Here is a 19790-nt window from a genome sequence, read left to right as displayed (position 1 = left end):
CTAATAGACTTTCAGCGCTGCCGCCAGCCGATCGCCGATTTCTTCCATCATCAGATCGCGGGACTCTTTCAGCGCGCGGGCCACAAGCTTTAATCCATCATAATAGCCTTCATCGTATTTATTACTGCGCTGACGGGTATTCTGTTGATAATACTTGCGGATTTCCTCATCCACAATTTTCTCATACATCATCATGTCATTCTGATTGATGGCCATTCTGCGCAGATAACGCTGAATCGCATCCTGGTGCCCATCGCGGTAATAACCACGCTGCCGCGGCGGATAAACGACATTTTCCAGCATTTCCCGAACGTATTCATAACGGGTGCGATAGCTTCCATGACGGCGGTGCACGGCCGCGGTAACCGGACGTTTGCGGGTCCGGCTATTGCCGCTGAGCCCTTCCTGAATTTCGCCGCTGATCAGATCGCTCATCGTATCATAACCCTGCTTGCGGGCTTCTTCGTTAATGGTGTCGCGCACCATCTGTCCGAAATCCGCAAGGTTGGTATTCATAAAATCTTTATCATTAAAATGTTTGTCAAACAAATCATCCAAATAATCCGTATTTTTTTGTTTCTGACTCATTGTTTCACCTACTTTCTGACTCCTGAAAGCGTACCTTCCTGAACCAATCCATCCTTTTTCAGCAGCGCTTCCAGCGTCGTCATATCCGCGGACAAACTCATCAAATCATCCTCAGCCATCGTCGCGCTGATCGTTTTCATCGCTTCATTGATCAGGATGATCGTCTTGTTTAAACGATCCTCTGCTTCATGGAAATCCTCATGATTAGCCGCCGACTGGCCGATGTTCTTATAGTTTTCCAGGATATCCAGCAAAATCGGCAGATAGTATTGATAAAGCTTGTCCAGCTTATCTTTATTCTCAGGAAATTTTTCCTCAGCAATCGCCAGATGTTTCAGCAAGGCACAGGTCTGATAAAGTCCATTGGTAATCGATTCATTGGCGATTTCGGTATTCAGCACGTTAATTTTTTCAATGCAGGCTTCTGCCCGATCCAACTCCGGCTGCGGTTCCGGCTGAACCGGCGCCGGTTCTTCCGCCTGCACCGTTTCCGGTTTCACTTTCTGCTTTGGTGTTTCCTCTGTCTGCGGCTGTTTGGCAAATTCAACCAACAGGCGCAGAACTTCGTTATACAGCCGCGGGTAACGTTCTCCAAACTCATCCAGCGTTCCAATGCAGTCGTCCTCTTTGAGCAGGATCAGATTCCGCAGTCCAGTATATTCTGCCTTTTCCGGACGCAGGCCGATTTCTTCCAGAAGCGGCAGTTTTTCATGCGTGCGGAAATAACGGCCCAGCGCTTCATTGACCAGATCACTCTGGCGGCCGGATAGACGCGTACGGCTCTGCCCTGACGAAGACCGGCGGCGTACTGTCTGCCGTTCATTATTATTCTTCGTTACTGATTTATAAATTATAAAAAAGATAATAAGCGGAAAAAGCAGGCCGCTGAACATCCCGCCAAACCCAAATATCATCATAAAAAACAACACCGGAAAAATCCAGGAATTTCTCATTTTGTCCCCCTTGCATGAGTTCGGAAGTTTCTTTCTGATTATGAACTCGCGTTAATTATAGCACAGTTAGGATGGCATTAAAACGTGCTTTACCGACTTATTTTAAGGCGAATTTTTACTGCGAAATGAAAACCCATGACCCCAAGATAAGAAAATGCGAAAAAGCTTCATCAAAGTAATTCTGAGTGCTTTGCCAGCTTTGTTTTTCATTCCGCCTTATCTGAAAGATCCCAAGTGAAAAGATAGCGATCTTCGTGATATCTAGGATCAAAAATGGAATGTTTTTCTTATGACAATTTATCAATTCCTCTAAACTATCATCACTTAAAATCATCGCTCATCAAAGGATTGAAAACAGCGGTCCGTTTGCGGCCGCTGTGCGCTGAAAATTTTAAAAGATTATAGAAAAGCGTACTAAAGAATTAGTTCAAGGACGTCAGCCAGCTGCCGATCTGCCGGATCAGTTCTTCCCCGGCGCCTTTTTCAAACGGACTGCTCATCGCTTCGTAAAATTGCTGATCAAAGGCATTTTCATCGGCCATATACAGCGCATAGCCATTGGTATAGCCGATAAATTCAGCCTTCCATTCGGCCTTCACCGGATTGCTGAGCTTGCTGAAAAGCTCGACTGGAACGGTGATCAGATTGAGCGAAGGCAGCTGGATACAGGAAACAGACAGCGCGATTTCCCGGACGCCGGAAGCATTGCGGCAGGACAAAAGATTATTCTCCGCCCCTTCTTTCAAAGATTCCAACAGCCGCAGGGCATGGGCATCCGCCCCCGCTTTGCGGGCCTGTTCAACCTGAGCCTTCAAGGCACTGACCTTGGCTTCGGCCACGTCTACTGAATCCAAAACCTTCGCTTTTACCTGAAATGTTTTCTGATCCACTTTCAGCGTCAGCTTTTCGCCCGGAGTAAAATGCACCGGCTGTGCCAACAGCGTTTTCAGCTGATCGGCCGCCAGCTGAGCCAGGCGTTCCATCTCGGCGAAACTGGATTGCTGACGGGTGAACCGCGTACTCATATCCCCGCAGCTTCCGTTCACAAAAGCCACCATTTCTACCGCATCAAAGCAGGCTTCCAGCGCGCCGGGAAAATCTGCCGTCAGCTCAAGATTATCGCCGTTAAGAACGGTTGGATGACACGCCATCCGTGTCCACAGACAGCGCCGTCCTTCCTCTGTGATCAGTTCCAGAACGAAGGCATCCTGATCGCAGGGCAGCTGCGGATCATGCCGATCCGTTCCAAGTCCGGCAACCGTTCCGCGAACCAACCGCCATTGGAAAGCTTGTTTTGTCTGCCGCAGCCGCTCAACAGCCTTTGCAATCTTGCGGGCAGTTTCGGCAATATAACAGGCATTCACATCCCCGAATACCGGCTCCAACCCCTTCAAAATACCCTGATCGCAGCGAACCGTACCGCAAGGTCCGGAATGGGTATGTGTCGCTGAAATGATAAGATGCGGCTGATGAATTCCGGTTAAATCTGCTACCTGATCAAAAAGCATGGAATCCGCCGCACACCAATCGAGCTGAATCCATAAAGTTTCCTGTTCCCCGCTGAATAAAAGTAAGCGGGCAAACAGTGGATCGTGCGCCGTTTCGGCCCAGCGGACTTTTCCAAAACCGGATAAGCGGACCGGCAGCGCCGGAGTGATGTCAATTCTTTCAAAGCTGACCTGCATCGTCATGATAGAATCCTCCCTTTTTTCATAGTCTATCATGAAGGTGATTTGATGTCGAATTATTTATTCTTTTATTTTATTCATTTTCAGAATAATTTATTTATCGATGAAAACGAACACCTTTCTGCTCAGCCGCAGGCACAACTTTTTTCAACAGGCAACCGTTGTCTGTCCGGATCGGCTTGTCCGCCGATAGCGAATCATCAAAGGCATGATGGCTTACAATTCATCGCAAAGAAAAACAAGCACAACATTTCTGTCATGCTTGTCAGTTTGTTGAATTTAGATGCTTCTCCACAGTTCGCTGTAAGAAATGAACGGGATTTCATCCGCATTGATCTTGGCCTGATTCCGCTGTTTCTTGATATTGCCTTCATGAACGTTCTGCAGCATATCCTTATTGACCATGTACTGAACGTAAACAACCTTTTTCAGTAAGAACCAGCGAACAACCAGCGAATAAATCATCGCTTCCTTATCCTCCGCATCACGCAGCTCGGTTTCGGCATTTTCCTTCACGGCTTCCGCTTCATCCAGTGCATCCTTTTTCAGCTGTTCATAGTTGGAGAAACAATTGCGGTCCGCTTCCCGCTGCAAAGCCCCCGCTTTGACGCTGAACAGTTTGCGGAAAGTCGCCAGCACACCATCAACACTCTCTGCCGTCACAGCAACCAGTTCGTTCTTGCAGTCAGCTAAGAAGCTGTATGGTTCCGTCAGCGTGTAATAGAGGCCCTTGGCATACAGATAGCTGCGGTCACTGTGCTTAACCAGGATCAGCGCCCGTTCGGCATCCTCTTGTTTGCCGTAAACAATAACCGGGCAAATTACCGGATGTCCCTGCAGCTTGAACGCATCTTTATATCGAATGATCTGATTGGAAATAACCTGACGGTTGATATCGGCGCGCAGATTAACGCAGATCTTTAAATCATGATCTTCTTCAAACAGCGCATGCAGGATTTCCTTCATCAGCTGATCTTCGGAAGAATCGATCATTTCCAGGTAATCTTCCAGGTAGCCGTTAAAGTCGCACAGCTCCCCCTCTTTTCTGACATCTTTAATTTCTTCTAAAATTTGATAAATTGCCATGTGTTTGGTCCCCCTGTTTCAGTTTCTTCTATATCAGTTTTATCACAATCCACCGATAAAAAAAAGTAAAATTTGCCCTCAGGCCGTAAAAACTGGTAAAATGTTCTGCTTTAACTACTTGACAATGCAAGGTAGTTGGTTTAGCATGGTAACCAGAAGGAAGGATCGCCATGAACGCACAATTTAAAAAAGGCGTGCTCGATTTAGTCGTCATGGTCGTTGTCAGTCAGCATGACATCTACGGCTATGAGCTGGTCAAGCGGGTCTGCGAAGTCGTTGAGGTGAATGAAGGCACGATTTATCCGCTGCTCAAACGCATGACCAACGAAAAATATTTTGAAACCTACCTGGTCGAATCCACAGAAGGCCCGCCGCGCAAATATTACCGCATCACCGCGTTAGGATTAGCGACGATGAATCAGCTCAAAACCGAATGGCTGGCATTTTCCAAGCAGCTCAATCTTTTCCTGGAAGGGGGATCTCAAGATGACAAAGAAGGAATTTCTTGAAAAATTAGAACATAAACTGCACCTGCTCAAACACGATGAAATCCAGGATATCCTGGATGAGTATTCCGGTTATATTGACAATAAGCTGCAGGAAGGCAAAACCGAAGATGAAGCCGTTGCTGACTTCGGCAATCTCGACGATCTGGCGCGGGAGATTCTCAGTGCATATAAGATCGATGATAAATATACCCGTGATAAAAGCCGCGATATTATCGACAGCGTGGTGGATGGTCTGACACAGGGGATTGATTCGGCTGTCAGCTACTTTACGCAGCATTTCAACGATCTCAGCGTGGAAGCCGTAATTCGGCTGATCGCCTTGATTTTGATCGCGCTGGTCGTTGTCGGACTGATGAAAATTCCGTTTTCTCTGTTGGAAACGTTGACGACCGGTCTTCTGCGCGTCATTCTGCCGAGCTTTTTGGCAGTCCCGCTGAACATTGTCGTTCGTCTGGCGATCAACCTGATCTATCTTTGTCTGGTGATCCTGTTAATGGCCAGCTTCATTACTCAGGGACTGGAAAACAAAGAGATCACACTGCGGGATCTGATTGAAAAACCGCTGAGCTTTCACCTTCGCAGGCGTTCTGATGACGCCTGCTCACCCCAATCTGACACATCGGATTCCTTAAAAGCAGCGTCACAGGCCAAAGAAAAAGATTTGCGCAAAGAAACGGAAGCGTTCGATCAGGCCGAGATGGCCGAAGACGACATCGTGCAGACAGAAGTAAAACTGGAATCGCTAAGGGTAGATCTTGCGGAAGAACGGATTTTAGAAGATCCGATCGATCCGCTGATTCAGCCGTCCTCTTCTTCTTATTATAATGAGAGAGAAACATCCAGAAAACACGGCTGGGGTGTTGGGAAGGTAACCGCCCGCTTCATGATCGGCATTGTCCAGCTGATTGCCCTGATGGTTCTCATACCGTTTGGCATCGGTGAAATTGCTCTCTGCTTCGCTTTCGGCTTGCTGGTCTTCCTGTTAATTCAGGGCGCTAAACTATGGGGCGTGACGTTATTGTGCGGTGGTTTGATCGGTGTATTCCAGGCCGCTGTTTCCGCGCTGTGGCGGCTTATCCATCCGGCTGCAAAAAAACGGCCGCTGCTGATTTCCCTGATTATCAGCGTTGTGCTTACGGGAATCAGCGTCCCGTTAACGATGATGGAATTCTCCCGTTATGAAAAAGTCGAACTGAGCGAGGATTTCCCGGAAATTTTTTCTGGACAGCCGGTGAAAATTCAAATCGAACAGACTGACGCCATTGATAAGATCTATCTTTCCTTTCCGTTCAGCGAAGTCGTCTTCCGCGAAGCCCCGGAGCTGGGCTACGGCAGCGTGCGTCTGAATCTGCCGCCGGGACAGTATCAGCAGCGGACGGAAGAGGAGGTTCAGCCGGAGGATTATCAGTCGCTGAAAGTCATGAACATATTTGAACAGGAAGAAGGCATCAATGAGTTCCAGATCGGAATCGACATCTTTCTGCGGGCGGTCCGGGAAGGAAAATGGTACACGCCAGATACAACGAATTCTTATGCCTACTCCCGCGTTGTTGTCGAAGCCTCACGATCAACTTTAGAAAAGCTGCAGTTAGACGAATATTCGGACGTCCTGACGCTGCAGCCCTGACAGACGAACCTGAAATTCGTCTGTTTTTTATTTTTCAGGCAAGTTCTGGCTTTTGCCGCCAACCGGCTTCTATGATAAAATGAAGCATATTGAAAACAGCGGAGGCGATCATCATGAAAATACCGAATTTGCTGGCACCGGGATACCTGCACAGCTTGCTGATCAAAGCAAAAATCAGGGAACAGAACGGGCAGTTTCTGACGCATTATGCGGCAGGCACGCTGTCGGGTCTGATCCGCAGTCAGGCTTTGGAAAATGAAAATGAAACGCGCGACAGCCTGATTGCGTCAATGCGGATCCAGGCTGCTGAAAAGGAATGCCGAATCTATCGCAAAATGGTCCGTTATCCGGATTTTCACCGCCAGCTAATCGCCTTTCACCGGCTTATGCAGGACTACGGTCTGTCGCTGCAGGAGTTGCCGGAACAGACTGAAGGTCAGCGTGAATTAAAGCAGCTGCTGACGTTGATCGACGATCTGCCGTTTTCGCATTTTCAGGAAGTCCGTTTTCTGGCGGCGGCGCAGACCCAGGATTTCAGTTCTGCCGAGTGTACGCCGGGCTGGGTGGAGGATCTGCACCAGCAGCGCCTTCTCGATGCCTTGCAGCAGCGTGGTCTGCGTATCTGTCCGCTGAAGAAAGGTCAGCCGCGCACAGCCTTTTACAAAGCTCTGAATTCCCGTCAGGAGGCCGAAGGCGTAGCCCAGTTTTTACTGCGTGAACAGTGGAAGCCGGAGGACGTGATGATCATCCTGTGTGACAGTCAGCGTGACGGAAGCCTGGTTCGCTCTGTTTTGAACCGTTACCAGTTGCCGGCGGCTCAGGTTTCTTACTCCAAGCCGTCTAAAATCCTGCGCTGCTTCAGCGCCCTTGTCGCCTTGACGCGCACGCCTTCTGTCGATGCGGTTTTGACTACGCTGCAGTTAAAAGCTTATCCGGTGTTTATTTCCGAAGCGTATGTTCAGTATCTGACACAATTTGTTTTCGACATGAACGATCTGCGGGAACCGGTCTTTACTCACGTTCAGCAGGCGCTGGAAACCAACACGCTGCTGAATACAATTGAAAAAGAAAATCTCTTGCGAATGGAAGCACAGGCGCAGCATGTTCACGAACAGCTTCTGCCCTGGCTGCTTCCGTTATTGGAAGAGGTACCGCTAAGCGAAAAGCTGAACCGCTGTTATGAACTGCTGCGCCAGCAGCCTTGCTTAAATGATGAGTTGGAACGCCGCGCTTTATTAAATTTAAAAACGACACTGGAAGATTGCTGGGATTTACTCGGTCAGCCGGAAGCTGTGGATATGTTGATGGCGCTGCTGGATCAGAAGCAATTGGAGGTCAGTGAAGAAGTTGACGGTAGGATTGCGCTGACGGATCTGAAACACCCGCTGCCCTGCCGGCCGCTGGCGATTCTCTTCGGTGCAGATCAGAATAGTTTCCCGGGAAATATCGCCTGCACAGGTATCTTTGATGAAGACTACCTCAAAAATACATCGATGCCTTCCCAGGCTGAACGTTATGATCATTACACCAGCCAGCTGGAATGGATTTACACCAGTGCCTCATACTGTTTGATCTTTTCTTACGCCACTGGCAACTATGAGGGAAAAAGCTGGGATGTCGCTTTTGAAATTGAACAGCGTGCTGCTTGCTCCGCTGTGCTGTGGCCATTAACCCAGAACGAGGTTTACGCGGATCAGCATCATCAGCTTTCTCCGGAGACAGCCCGCCGCCTGTTTGCGCCTGACAACGTGCTGCGCGGCAGTATTTCCTCCTTTGAAACTTATTTCCAATGTCCGTATGCTTATTTTTTAAAAAGCGGACTGCGGCTGTCCAAAGGCAGTCTGACCACTGTGGACGCTGCGATTACCGGCACGATCCAGCATGCCCTGCTGGAACAAAGCATTCAAACCTGGGGTAAGAATTACGCCAAGATCAGTGAGGAGGAAATAGCCGCGATTCTGGGCCCCTATTTTCACCAGCTGAATGATCTGTTTCCAGATCAGCAGGCAGAAATTGACCAGATTCAGCGGCGGATGCAGCTGAACCTGAAACAACTGCTGGAATCCTTAGCCGACATGGAGGAAAACACCTCATTTCAGCCGGTATATCAGGAGTTCCGTTTTGAGGAAGATTTGATTGAAAGCAACGGTATTCTTGTCCGATTAAAAGGCATTATCGACCGCATTGACACCTGTTTGGATGATCTGCGGATTCTCGATTACAAAAGCTCCGCCAAAACACTCAGCGAAACAAAAGTAAAAGCCGGCCTGCAGCTGCAGCTGCTGACATACCTGATCATCGCTGTACGCAAGCTGAATTTAAGCCCTGTTGGAGCCTATTACTGTTCACTGAAAAATGAAACAATTCCGGTCAGCGAAGCTTCGTTGAACGGCCGGCGGATGGAAATTGAGGAAATAGACCGCGATGAATGGATGAGCGAGCTGCAGAGCAGTCATCAGCTCAAAGGCTGGACGATGAAGGAATGCCAGGGCTTGGATTATGATGGAACCCATGTTCAGGGGCTAACCTGCAAAGACGGACAGGTTAAAGTCCGCAGTCTCAAGGATTTCGAGAATGTCGAAGCCCTGATTTTAGAGTTGTATCAGCACTTAGTTGAGCAGCTCTGCAGCGGCCGGATTGAATTAGACCCGGTCGAGGGCGCTTGTCTGTTCTGTGATTTTAAACCGATCTGCCGCCTGCGGAAAGCGCCGAAAAAGCCAGTGCCGTGGGTTGGGATTGATGAAGGAAAGGAGGCTTCCGATGGCAATTCAATGGAGTGAGGAGCAGCTGAAAGCGATTCATACGACCGATCATAACATCCTCGTTTCGGCTTCTGCCGGAGCCGGCAAAACAACCGTTTTGGTCGCCCGTTTGATGAAACGAATGCTTCAAGATCACATCAGTATCGACCGCATTGTTGCGATGACCTTTACGGAGGCCGCCGCCAGTGAAATGAAAAAACGTCTGCTTCAAAGCCTGAACGACAAGCTGCAGGAACCAGATCTGAGCGAAGCGGAAGCCCAATACTGCCGGCAGCAGCTGATCCTTCTGCAGAGCGCCCATATCAGCACCATCCATTCCTTCTGTTTGTCTGTCATTAAGGCCGACTATGCGCTGATCGGATTAAATCCGGCCCGTATCCAGCATATTTTTGACGATGCGGCGGTCGCGCAGATGAAAGAGGAAGCTTTCACTCAGGCTTGCCGCAATCACATGCGGCAGGATCCGCAACAATTTACAACGCTGCTGCAGTATTTTTCCAGCCGCAGCGAGGACATATCAGAATTAAAGAAAGCGGTTCTGGCGATTGCCGCCAAAGCCAGCGGATCTCAGGATCCCCAAGCCTGGATTCAGGCTGCGGCCGAAGCCTATACCCCAATTGCCCGGCTTGATCAGCTGCCTTCTCCGCTGAAGGAAATCTTCTTTGAAAGCTGCGCGGTGGAAGCCGGCCGTCTGGAAGACTGTGCGGTTCAGATGCAGCGGCTTCTGTTTGACACTTATCCGGATCAAGCGAAGCAGGCGAATGAAGTTTTACTGTTTCTGGGAAAACTGACTCCCGCGATTCAGGCGGCAAAAAACGCAGATTACCGCGAATACCGCCGTGCCCTTTTCGGTGCGATCCAGACGAAAATCAGCACGTTGAAAGATGCGCTGGAATTCAACAATCTGCGCAAGCAGCTCAACGCCCTCTCGAAAGATCTTGTCAGCCGCACCTATTCCGAGGAAACGCTGCTTTCGGATCTGGCACTGACCTACGAAGTACTCAAGCCGCTGACTGCGCTGACGCTGGACTATCTGACTTACTATGCCCAGCTTAAAGAAGCGCAGGAAGGCATCGATTTTGATGATATGGAGCATTTCGCCTACCAGATCTTAACCGCAGAAAAGGGGTTGGCCGCACAACGCTACCGTGAACGGTTTGATGAAATCATGGTCGATGAGTTCCAGGATTCCAACGATCTTCAGAATGCGATTATCGGCTTAATTTCCCGTGGTGCCAATGTCTTCCGCGTCGGCGACGTCAAGCAGTCAATCTATCGTTTCCGCGGCGGAAAGCCTCAGATCATGCGCGATTTGATGAACGACCCGCGTCCGGAGAACTGTTTTATCCACCTTTCCAGCAACTATCGTTCCAAACAGATGATCGTGGATTTCAACAACGACCTGTTTCTGCGGCTGATGAACATTCCCGGCTGTTCTGATCAATATACTGATCATGACTGTGTTAAAACCGGAGCTCCGGCACAGAAGCAGGATAACTATCCTGTTGAATTCCATGCTTTAATGGTGAAAGCACTGAAAGAACAGGATGAGGGAACGGAGAATCTCGCTGCCAATCAGATCAAAGCTCAGTACATCGCCCAACAGATTCTAACGATGCATGAAACCTCAGACTTCCGGCACTGGAAAGACTATGTGGTTCTCGTGCGCTCCCATGCAGTCAAAACGCATTTAAAGCAGGCTTTTGAGCAGGCCGGCATTCCCTATTACATTGATGCCAAGGCTGGTTTCTTCCAATCGGAAGCGATGCAGATCCTGCTTTCCTGGTTTAGAATCCTGATCAATCCCACTGACAATTTATCGCTGACCGCGGTTTTATCTTCAGATTTTTATCAGATGAATGATGAAGAACTGGCTGAGCTGGCAATGAAGCGCGGACGTCAGCCTTTGTTTGATGTATTAAAGGAAATGCACCACCCGCTCGTCGCTGACCGCCAGCGACTGAATGACCTTGTGCAGAAACAGGGTCTGTGCGCCCTGCTTGACGCAATGTTTCAGATTCATCATTTTTATGAAGAACACTGCACGGCACAGCAACGCACCAACTGTGATTTACTGCGCCAGAAAGCGGAACAATACAGCCAAGAGCATTCTGATTCTCTGACTGGATTTCTGGGCATGATTGAACAGGTCAGCGAAGAAAAAACCTCAGAAGCCATTCCTGTAGGGAATGAAGATGACGTTGTGAAGGTCATGACAATTCATCAATCCAAGGGTCTGCAGTTTCCGGTTGTCTTTTACTGGGCAAGCAGCCGCATCGACATCATGGATAAAAAGGAAACCTGCATCGCCGACGCCGATCTGGGTATTGGACTTCCGGCTTTGGAACTGCCGTGGCGTTTTAAGCGTCCTACCGCCATTCGACAAGCCATTGAATACAAAATCACTTTGGAAGAATTGGAAGAAAACATCCGGATTCTTTATGTCGCATTAACGCGGGCCCAGAATCAAATGATTCTTGTCGATACGGTCAAAGGGGATCTGCCGCAAAAACCGATTACGATGAACACCCTGCTGGAGCGGAAAGGCACCACCGATTTAATTCTATCCGCGATGTGTCAAAGCCAGGCTGCTTTCTGGAAAGTTCGCATGATCGAAGACCGCTGGGAAGTCCAGCAGCTGCAGCGCCGCCGCCCATCCATTGTGGCAATGCCGCGCTACACGGAAGAAAAACCGCTGCCCATCACACTGACACCCTCGGAAACCGAACAAACAGCCTATATTCCCGCGCTGTTTCCAAATCGAACGGCAATCCGGCCAGCTCAGCGCGGCATTCAGCTGCATGAAGCCGTAGAATTATTGCCCACTGAGGAGTGGACGGAAGATCTGATCCGCCGACTTCTTCCTGAAATCAGATTATCCGACATTCGGCTTCTGCTTCAACTGAGCCGACAGTCCTTATTTCAACAATGTCAGAGAATGAACGTAGAGAAAGAACTCTCCTTCGCGGTACTTTCCGGCAATGAATTGATTCATGGCCAGATGGACTATGTTGCCCAGGACGAATCCCGTGTAATTCTCATTGATTTCAAGAGTGATCGTCATGCTCAGGTCGATCAGCTAAAGACACTGTATGCCCGGCAGATTTCTATTTATCAGCGCTGTTTACATCAAATGTACCCAGAAAAGCAGATCCAGACCTATCTGTATTCTTTCGATCTTGATCAATTTATTGAAATGACGCCGGAAACAGAACTAGCGGCTGCTTAGTTTTACTTTGTTAGTTCTAAAAAACGACTTAGCACCACCTGTTTTCACATTTCATTCTAATCGTTATGAATGAATCTAGCAGAACAGATTAACGCACTTTCTGACAAATTGGAACAAAACAAAAAATCTCTGCTTGTTCTCCTGTATGGAGAAGATCAGAGATTTTTTATTGCAGCATAACATTTTTGTTCTGCTTGGACGAAAAGCAATTCTTTTTCAAATGAGCTATTCCGATTTTGCTTCTTGCACGACAATTGTATATTCCGGATTGGCCGTCGTCAATAACTGACTGATCACCTCGCCTGCTTTCTGCCGCGCCTGCAGAAGCAATCCGCCTTCAATCACTTTATTTTCCATCACTTCTTTTTGTTGTTTGGAAAAAGCGGCATAATCAGAAATACTGATCGGATTAAAGATGTTATTGGACTCATCATACACTTCAATACTGGATTCATCCACTTCATGACTTAATATCTCCGCGGCGGGCAGTGTGATCGTAATCGTCGTCTGAGCGACATCAATCTTGACGTCATCCAGACGAACTCCAGCTGTGATTTTACCATCATAAGCTAGGATGAAGCTGGCCTTGGTCAGCGGGATCGTCCAGCCATTAAGATCCGCGTTTTTCTCAAACTTCCCCATATTGGTATAATGATATTCTACCGTTGTCAGCTGACTGACAGACCGCAGCTGCTGGAACAGCGTATCGCTGGTAATCACAGTTTTCCCAGAATGGGTGCGCTGGGCTAACAGGACACCGCCTAAAAAGCAAACTGCGCCTAATATTAATGCAATGATTGTAATGCTGATCATCTTCCGAATGATTGACTGATTCTGTTTTTTACTCATGATTTTCCTCCCGCTCCACGGTGTCGAATTTTGTCGTTTTCATTATACCATGTTTGTCCGGAACCGTCGTCAATCAAGCAGAAAGGTAATGAAATTGTTAGAATGTCAATAAAGCCATAGGAAAAGGAACACCCGGCTGAGAGCGTTCCTGAATTAAACTTCATTCCAGTCCTGATATAACAATTTCTTTGGAATATACCTTGCGCAGATAATTTATGATTTCCAAGCTAGAATCTTTTCCATGCGGGTCATCAAATCTTAAAATTTTATCAGCTATATTGAAATCATACTGCGCTGTTATTTTATCCGGATCACTTTGCCCGTAGAAATAGATTATATAGTCGTATGTGCCTTGATCGTAATATATCATTACAAGATCTCTTTCCTGTGAAACAAAGCGAAGAATACGCCCCATGGACAAAAGGAAGAGATCTTCCGGTTGAATCTCAGTACCATTTTGATGCAATACCATCTCATCAATAATTTTTCTTTTATCCTTGAGTTTCGTAATTGTAAAAATCTTTTCACTCGTTTCCTCATAGAGTATCGTATCATGAATGGTCAACGGTATTTCCTCATTTTGCACGGTTTCATATTTTTCCGGATTAGCAGATGAACATCCATATAAAACAAGGAAACTTAAAATTAGAATTACAAATTCTTTCATAGCTTTACTACAGTTTTTTATGACAGAATTCATGTATTATCCACCCTTTTAAAGTACTCTACTTCAATAAAAAGCATTTAATCTATTTTTAGTATAGCATAAATTTTATTACAGTGTTTCATTCCTCTATGGAAATTTTATCTCTGCAATAACTTTCAACAAGATATTGCGTTTTCCCAATTTGTGAATAATAATGCCTTTATTCTCTCATTTAATAAAAAGGAACACCCGGCAATGAGCGTTCCTTTTGTTAAAGAGTGGAGTGTAAATTAGTCGTTAAACAGATCGTAAACAGCGCTGACTGGATTTTTCAGTTGAATCGCTTCAATCGTCTTCGCCAGCATGTAGCCGACAGATAATAATGTGATCTTATCCGTGCCTTGTTTCTTTTCTTCACTTAACGGAATCGTATTGGTAATGACCATTTCCTTAATATAGGAATTCTCAATCCGTTCAATCGCAGGGCCGCTTAACAGGCCATGAGTGCAGGCGAAATAAATTTCTTTTGCGCCCTTTTCTTTCAGAATATTAACGCCGGCAATTAACGTACCGCATGTATCTGCCATATCATCAACGATGATCGCAGTCTTGCCTTCAACCTCACCAATGACATTCATCGCTTCAGCGACATTCGGTTTCGGACGGCGTTTGTCAATAATGGCCATCGGTGCGTTCAGGCAGTCAGCCAAACGGCGGGCACGCGTTGTTCCGCCATGATCCGGAGAAACAACCACAACATTATCCAGACTCTTGGAACGGAAATACTGGCCGATCATCGCCACAGCACTTAAATCATCAATTGGAATATTGAAGAAACCCTGAATCTGCGTAGCATGCAGATCAATCGTAACAACACGGTCAGCACCGGCTGTCTGAAGCAGATCCGCAACCAATTTTGCCGTGATCGGCTGACGTGCGCGGGCCTTGCGGTCCTGACGCGCATATCCGTAGTACGGCATAATGACTGTGATTTCACCTGCGCTGGCACGCTTGCAGGCATCAATCGCAATCAGCACTTCCATCAAGCGATCCGAGACCGGCGAACAAGTCGACTGAACGATATATACGGAACGGCCGCGAACGGTTTCTTCCGGTTCAACCATAATTTCCCCATCCGCAAAATGCTTAACAGAAATCTTTCCCATCGGTAAGCCCAGGTATTCAACGATTTCCTGAGCCAGTTCAACACTGCTGGACAGTGCGAAGACAATTGCATTCTCGATCATGTTTTCTCCTTTTATTTTTTCTCTTTATTTTTGTAGATAAGACCATAACCCGGCTTGTTTTTCTGGCGTACGCGGCCAATTGCCATATCCCCGTCCGGCACATCCTTGGTCGCAGTTGATCCTGCGGCAACGACGGCATTTTCTCCGACCGTCACCGGTGCAATTAAATTGACGTTGCTGCCAATAAAGGCTCCGTCTTTGATCACAGTATGGAACTTGTTTTTTCCGTCATAATTGACGGTGATGACGCCGCAGCCAATGTTCACCTTGGAGCCCACTTCGCTGTCACCCAGATAGGTCAGATGAGCACAGCGGCTGTCAAAGCCAAACTTGGTGTTTTTAAACTCGACAAAATTTCCGATTCGATTCTTACTGTCTACTTCGCAGTTCATGCGCAGATGAGCGTAAGGTCCGATCTTCACTTCGTCATGGATAATACTGTCGGTAATGCGCGAGCTGTCAACCGTGCAGTTCTTTCCGATCACGGCGTTAACCAGAAACGACTGCGGAAGGATTGTCGTCCCGTCATGAATCACGGTATTGCCTTCCAGATAGACGTTCGGATACAAAGTGACGTCTTTGCCCAGAATGACATCCGGTCCAATATACGTGCTGTCTGGATTGATCAGCGTGACCCCTTCCTCCATCCAATGTTCATTGATCCGCTTCTGCATCCAGCGGGTTGCCTGCGCCAGTTCCTTCTTGTCGTTGACGCCGCTGGCTTCAAAGCTGTCTTCCACAATCTTGGCTTTGACACCGAGTCCGTGCCGGTTCAAGATTTCAACTAAATCCGTAATATAATACTCCTGCTGGGCATTGTCGTTGCGGATTTCCTTGAGATGCTCAAACAGAGCCTGATTGTCAAAACAATAGATGCCGGTATTGATTTCCGAGATTTTCCGCTGTTCTTCCGTACAGTCTTTGAATTCGACGATCTTTTCAATTAACCCTTCGGAATTACGGACAATTCGGCCGTACTGTTTCGGATCGTCCAGCACTGCGGTCAAAACGACCATGCCGCACTGATCCAGGGCGTCCAGCATTCCCTGATAAGTTGAACTTTGAATGCAGGGACAATCCCCATTGACGACTAGGGTTTTTCCTTCTGCCTGGCTTAGAATCGGCGCCGCCTGCATCACGGCATGACCCGTTCCCAACTGTGGGGATTGAAGCACAAACTCCGTCTGTCCGCTCATTGCCGCTTCCACTTGTTCGTGGCCAAAACCGACTACCGTCACAATCTTGTCTACCTGAATCTTTTTCAGATTGTCAAGAATATGTCCCAACATCGGCTTCTGGCAGACCGGATGCATAACCTTCGGCAGTTCGGAATGCATACGCGTCCCTTTACCTGCCGCCATAATAATCGCAGATTTCATTCTCCATCGTCCTCCATAGTCTATTTTACCCAAACTCGACCTTTAAAAAAAGCCTAAAGTGATCTTTTTTCCCGTGTTTTCCTGTTTTTTACATCCTTTTTTGAAAAGTCAGGAGATTCCCTGACTCCAGCGCTTCAATGAAGGGGCTTACATCGAATTTCCATCATCCTCTTCCTTTTTGTTTGACGTTACAGAAATCCGATCATCCAGTCGTTGAAACCATGATGTTTCTTCATGTAGATCACAGAATCCTTCTTTCTTGATTCCGGATCCACCTGCTTTTCATTCTCTGAACACTGACTTTTCTTGTGAGATTGATTTCATGAATCTCGCTGAAAAAGCTCATTCACCTGGAGAATCTGAAGAATAAGCTTCTTTTAGATTTACTAACTTCCGTTTTAGATCAGCGGCTTTTTCTCACCCGTCTTAATCATTTCTATAATTAATTGCTTACTACCTATGCAGATAGTTCATTGCTTAACATATAATTTTTATTAGCTTATGATAATATTCCGTTGCCTCTTTATATTTTTCTTTCGTTTCGTAGAAATCAATCACTTCATTGTATACAAAGATTAAATCTTCAACATCATATTTTTTCCCATTCAGTAGAAGTTTCTCCAGTGATTCTAAATAATTTAAAATCTTTCGTTCATTTCCAGCATTTAAAATCGAAACATAACGAATCAGTTTTATAAGAACTGTGCGATTATTTAGGTTGCGAGAAAGTGCCATTTGAATATATCTATCTGACTTTTGAATATTTCCTAACTTGTGATATAGATAACCTTTGTGAAAACAAGCTATATCATTAGTAAAAGACTCATCAACATAATTCAAAGCTTGCTGATAATCCTTTTTCAAAATATAAACCCAGACAAGATTGTCATTGATGAGATTTTTCAGTCTGCTATTTTCTTCTCTTTCAGCCGTATTCCGCGCTGTTTTAAAAATTTCAATGGCCATATCATATTGAAATATCTTCACATAATAAATTGCTTCATGGCATATAATTTCTAAATAGCGATTAAAATTTTGGTCATAAAGAAATTGCTTCTTGCAGATATCGAAGTCGTTTTGAATATGAGCTAGGCTGTTTTGTTTTAATTTAATGATAATTTTATGATAGACAAGCATACTTCGAAGTTTATTAGTGCAATTTCCCAAAGATTCTTCTATACGAAAACCCGCTTCATCCAGTTTATGTATTCTTCTTAGCTCTAAAGAATAAAACAAATTAAAGAATGCTTTATCATTGTCATTCAATAGTGAATAAATTTTTAATATAATCTTTCTTTCTCTTGCTGTGTCTTCGTATTTTCTAACTTTTTGTGCATAATTAAGCAATATAACAATATAAAACGTGATTGAGCTTTCAAAAACTTCCTCATTCTCAATGAGTTTTTGCACAACCTGTTTCATTTCATCATTATCCGCAAAGATATAGCTATCGACAAACTTATTATAAAGTATGTGTATTTCATTAGAATTAGAGAAAAATTCCTTTTCCCCAACTAAATAACAGGCTAAAATTTTCTTCAAGCTTTGTTTTCCCAATTTATCATAACCATTGATTAAACGATAATATTTGTCCATTGATATATTGGAATTTTCACAGATTTGATGATTAGAGCTTTCAAAGTACAATTGCAAAGTTTTTAATGCTAAACTTATCTCTTTTGTTGAATAATCCTTATCCATTTTAATCCTTTCCAGTCCTCTGTAAAGCCGTTGTTATATTAGCAGTTACATTCGATGTATCTTTTTATATGAATTCATCATTATAAATTTGATATATCATACTTTAAAGGAAATGTAAATAAAAACAAAGAAAAGGGTTATTGTTACCATTTTCTTTGTTAGACTTAATTACGAATGATAATTATATAGTTTATTTGAAACTATTATAGTTAATCTTGTTTTATCTCAATCTTCGCAGAAATTACAACCTCCTGAGTATATTTCTATTTCGTAATTTTCAGTATAATCGACTGTCGACAAATTATCCAATTTCATCATGTTCATAGGTTTCACAAAGATATTTATCGACGATTCTAGCACAACTTTGATTAATAATCCAATAATGGAAACTAATTTCATATATACACCTCTTTAGTCTATAGAAAAGCCAAATTTAAATTTGGCTTTTTATTTTCACTTATAAATATAACTAATTCCTTCATGTAGCCCTGAAAAAACTTTAGCGCTGCCTGAACCTGATTTAACTTCTAATAAGTATTCATCAAAAGTATAAGTTGTCATTCTTGGATAGTAAATATAATTGCACTGAGCTACTGTTCTTCCTCCATAGGATGTTGGACAACTAACATTATACGTTTCCGATATCGAAACTTCTGCTGATGTACTAACGCCTATTTTTACATTAAAATCCTGAGCACCAAAAGAAGAAACACCTTCTACCGTTGTTTTTATACTTTTGGAAACTGTCAAAGATTTACTGCTCCCGGCATTAATTACACTATTGCTAATAACAATATTGTAATCTGTCCAAGTGCCACTATTTTTTATATTCCGCAACGAATAGCCTGGCCATGCATAGAGTGAAGGCACTGATTCATTAAGATGTATATCATTAATGTTATCATAATTCCTAAACGAAACATCAAAATCAACACCTTCAACTCCCCATTCTTCTGGATATTGAGGTTTTCCCTCAACTGTTTCTTCTGCAGATACTGGCTGGATAAAGCATGTTGCAAAAAGCAGTAGAGAAATGACTAATTTTAACGTTTTCATAATAGGCCTCCTTTATGATCCCAATTTTAAATTTGATCACTGAATAAATCAATAAGTGCTTTTTTGCAAAAAAATCACTATGTTTTTCCTAATCGTTTCTTGTTAATATTAAAATAAAAGATGATAAGGAGTGTAATTTATGAAAAGAAACGACTATGCATTAGTTTTATTAGGTTTAGGCTTCATAGGGTTGCTCATTATTCACATCACTTATATAATCTTGGTTGCTACTACATCTTACTTTTTATATTGGCATAGTTATATGTGGGACCATGAAATGATTTCAGTATATGTTTTATCTTGGCTTTTTGTAATTCTCGGGGGTGTTCAACTTTTTTTAGAATGGAAAAATCGAAAAACGGCTGAGAAATCTGGAAAAAAATAGTTTTGCGCTTTAACAAAAACCGTTAATTCCTTCTAATCTTTTAAATAAAAAGCCTATTCACCTAGATAATCTGGAGAATAAGCTT

Annotated in this window: 15 protein-coding genes; 5 read left to right on the top strand and 10 right to left on the bottom strand. The window is 45.0% G+C overall.

Going from position 1 to position 19790, the window contains the following annotated elements:
• The 4 genes from MCG46_RS00625 to MCG46_RS00610 all read right to left on the bottom strand — a co-directional run bounded on the left by MCG46_RS00625 (position 1) and on the right by MCG46_RS00610 (position 4315).
• Positions 1-588 carry a hypothetical protein gene (locus MCG46_RS00625; RefSeq protein ID WP_240276659.1) on the bottom strand — a complete coding sequence of 196 codons (588 nt, stop codon included), beginning with the start codon at positions 586-588 and terminating at the stop codon, positions 1-3.
• A gap of 8 nt (positions 589-596) precedes the next feature.
• Entirely contained in the window at positions 597-1541 is a 945-nt protein-coding gene (locus MCG46_RS00620) for a hypothetical protein (RefSeq protein ID WP_240276658.1), read from the bottom strand.
• Positions 1542-1963: 422 nt separating this feature from the next.
• Positions 1964-3232: a hypothetical protein gene (locus MCG46_RS00615; protein WP_240276657.1), complete on the bottom strand. Its 1269-nt coding sequence runs from the start codon at positions 3230-3232 to the stop codon at positions 1964-1966.
• 276 nt (positions 3233-3508) lie between these two features.
• Positions 3509-4315, bottom strand: coding sequence for a hypothetical protein (locus MCG46_RS00610; RefSeq protein ID WP_240276656.1), 807 nt, complete (start codon positions 4313-4315; stop codon positions 3509-3511).
• A gap of 170 nt (positions 4316-4485) precedes the next feature.
• Between MCG46_RS00610 and MCG46_RS00605 the strand changes: the two genes are divergently transcribed.
• The 4 genes from MCG46_RS00605 (at position 4486) to MCG46_RS00590 (ending at position 12442) form a co-directional block, all read left to right on the top strand.
• Positions 4486-4824 carry a PadR family transcriptional regulator gene (locus MCG46_RS00605; protein WP_240276654.1) on the top strand — a complete coding sequence of 113 codons (339 nt, stop codon included), beginning with the start codon at positions 4486-4488 and terminating at the stop codon, positions 4822-4824.
• A complete protein-coding gene (locus MCG46_RS00600; protein WP_240276651.1) occupies positions 4802-6451 on the top strand; it encodes a DUF1700 domain-containing protein in 1650 nt (549 codons plus the stop codon). The genes MCG46_RS00605 and MCG46_RS00600 overlap by 23 nt, the downstream gene beginning before the upstream one ends.
• Before the next feature lie 113 nt (positions 6452-6564).
• On the top strand, positions 6565-9231 hold the full coding sequence (locus MCG46_RS00595) for a PD-(D/E)XK nuclease family protein (RefSeq protein WP_240276650.1): 2667 nt from the start codon (positions 6565-6567) through the stop codon (positions 9229-9231).
• Positions 9212-12442: a UvrD-helicase domain-containing protein gene (locus tag MCG46_RS00590; protein ID WP_240276647.1), complete on the top strand. Its 3231-nt coding sequence runs from the start codon at positions 9212-9214 to the stop codon at positions 12440-12442. The genes MCG46_RS00595 and MCG46_RS00590 overlap by 20 nt, the downstream gene beginning before the upstream one ends.
• A 225-nt stretch (positions 12443-12667) precedes the next feature.
• On the opposite strand, the gene MCG46_RS00585 is transcribed toward MCG46_RS00590, so the two are convergent.
• From MCG46_RS00585 to MCG46_RS00560, 6 genes are all read right to left on the bottom strand, one after another.
• Positions 12668-13291: a DUF4230 domain-containing protein gene (locus MCG46_RS00585; protein ID WP_020226100.1), complete on the bottom strand. Its 624-nt coding sequence runs from the start codon at positions 13289-13291 to the stop codon at positions 12668-12670.
• A gap of 160 nt (positions 13292-13451) precedes the next feature.
• Positions 13452-13991: a hypothetical protein gene (locus MCG46_RS00580; protein WP_240276645.1), complete on the bottom strand. Its 540-nt coding sequence runs from the start codon at positions 13989-13991 to the stop codon at positions 13452-13454.
• A gap of 236 nt (positions 13992-14227) precedes the next feature.
• The gene (locus MCG46_RS00575) at positions 14228-15184 is read right to left on the bottom strand and encodes a ribose-phosphate diphosphokinase (RefSeq protein WP_240276642.1); all 957 of its coding nucleotides are present in this window, start codon (positions 15182-15184) and stop codon (positions 14228-14230) included.
• 11 nt (positions 15185-15195) lie between these two features.
• Entirely contained in the window at positions 15196-16563 is a 1368-nt protein-coding gene (gene glmU, locus MCG46_RS00570) for a bifunctional UDP-N-acetylglucosamine diphosphorylase/glucosamine-1-phosphate N-acetyltransferase GlmU (protein ID WP_240276641.1), read from the bottom strand.
• Positions 16564-17040: 477 nt separating this feature from the next.
• The gene (locus MCG46_RS00565) at positions 17041-18264 is read right to left on the bottom strand and encodes a tetratricopeptide repeat protein (RefSeq protein WP_240276640.1); all 1224 of its coding nucleotides are present in this window, start codon (positions 18262-18264) and stop codon (positions 17041-17043) included.
• Positions 18265-18717: 453 nt separating this feature from the next.
• On the bottom strand, positions 18718-19320 hold the full coding sequence (locus MCG46_RS00560; RefSeq protein ID WP_240276636.1) for a hypothetical protein: 603 nt from the start codon (positions 19318-19320) through the stop codon (positions 18718-18720).
• A gap of 139 nt (positions 19321-19459) precedes the next feature.
• Here MCG46_RS00560 and MCG46_RS00555 point away from each other — a divergent pair, with 139 nt between their 5' ends.
• Entirely contained in the window at positions 19460-19705 is a 246-nt protein-coding gene (locus tag MCG46_RS00555; protein ID WP_240276635.1) for a hypothetical protein, read from the top strand.
• The last annotated feature ends 85 nt before the right edge of the window (positions 19706-19790 follow it).

Origin of the sequence: Holdemania massiliensis (assembly GCF_022440805.1) — a bacterium.
GTDB classification, from domain to species: Bacteria; Bacillota_I; Bacilli_A; order Erysipelotrichales; family Erysipelotrichaceae; genus Holdemania; species Holdemania massiliensis_A.
Note: the sequence above shows the minus strand (reverse complement) of the source record. Positions and strands in the feature narration are given on the sequence as shown.

Excerpts from the sequence above, each read along its gene's own strand:
- MCG46_RS00590 (WP_240276647.1), top strand. The coding sequence starts at position 9,212 with ATGGCAATTCAATGGAGTGAGGAGCAGCTGAAAGCGATTCATACGACC.
- MCG46_RS00610 (WP_240276656.1), bottom strand. The coding sequence starts at position 4,315 with ATGGCAATTTATCAAATTTTAGAAGAAATTAAAGATGTCAGAAAAGAG.
- MCG46_RS00615 (WP_240276657.1), bottom strand. The coding sequence starts at position 3,232 with ATGACGATGCAGGTCAGCTTTGAAAGAATTGACATCACTCCGGCGCTG.
- MCG46_RS00575 (WP_240276642.1), bottom strand. The coding sequence starts at position 15,184 with ATGATCGAGAATGCAATTGTCTTCGCACTGTCCAGCAGTGTTGAACTG.
- MCG46_RS00580 (WP_240276645.1), bottom strand. The coding sequence starts at position 13,991 with ATGAATTCTGTCATAAAAAACTGTAGTAAAGCTATGAAAGAATTTGTA.
- glmU (WP_240276641.1), bottom strand. The coding sequence starts at position 16,563 with ATGAAATCTGCGATTATTATGGCGGCAGGTAAAGGGACGCGTATGCAT.
- MCG46_RS00600 (WP_240276651.1), top strand. The coding sequence starts at position 4,802 with ATGACAAAGAAGGAATTTCTTGAAAAATTAGAACATAAACTGCACCTG.
- MCG46_RS00620 (WP_240276658.1), bottom strand. The coding sequence starts at position 1,541 with ATGAGAAATTCCTGGATTTTTCCGGTGTTGTTTTTTATGATGATATTT.
- MCG46_RS00605 (WP_240276654.1), top strand. The coding sequence starts at position 4,486 with ATGAACGCACAATTTAAAAAAGGCGTGCTCGATTTAGTCGTCATGGTC.
- MCG46_RS00565 (WP_240276640.1), bottom strand. The coding sequence starts at position 18,264 with ATGGATAAGGATTATTCAACAAAAGAGATAAGTTTAGCATTAAAAACT.
- MCG46_RS00560 (WP_240276636.1), bottom strand. The coding sequence starts at position 19,320 with ATGAAAACGTTAAAATTAGTCATTTCTCTACTGCTTTTTGCAACATGC.
- MCG46_RS00555 (WP_240276635.1), top strand. The coding sequence starts at position 19,460 with ATGAAAAGAAACGACTATGCATTAGTTTTATTAGGTTTAGGCTTCATA.
- MCG46_RS00595 (WP_240276650.1), top strand. The coding sequence starts at position 6,565 with ATGAAAATACCGAATTTGCTGGCACCGGGATACCTGCACAGCTTGCTG.
- MCG46_RS00625 (WP_240276659.1), bottom strand. The coding sequence starts at position 588 with ATGAGTCAGAAACAAAAAAATACGGATTATTTGGATGATTTGTTTGAC.
- MCG46_RS00585 (WP_020226100.1), bottom strand. The coding sequence starts at position 13,291 with ATGAGTAAAAAACAGAATCAGTCAATCATTCGGAAGATGATCAGCATT.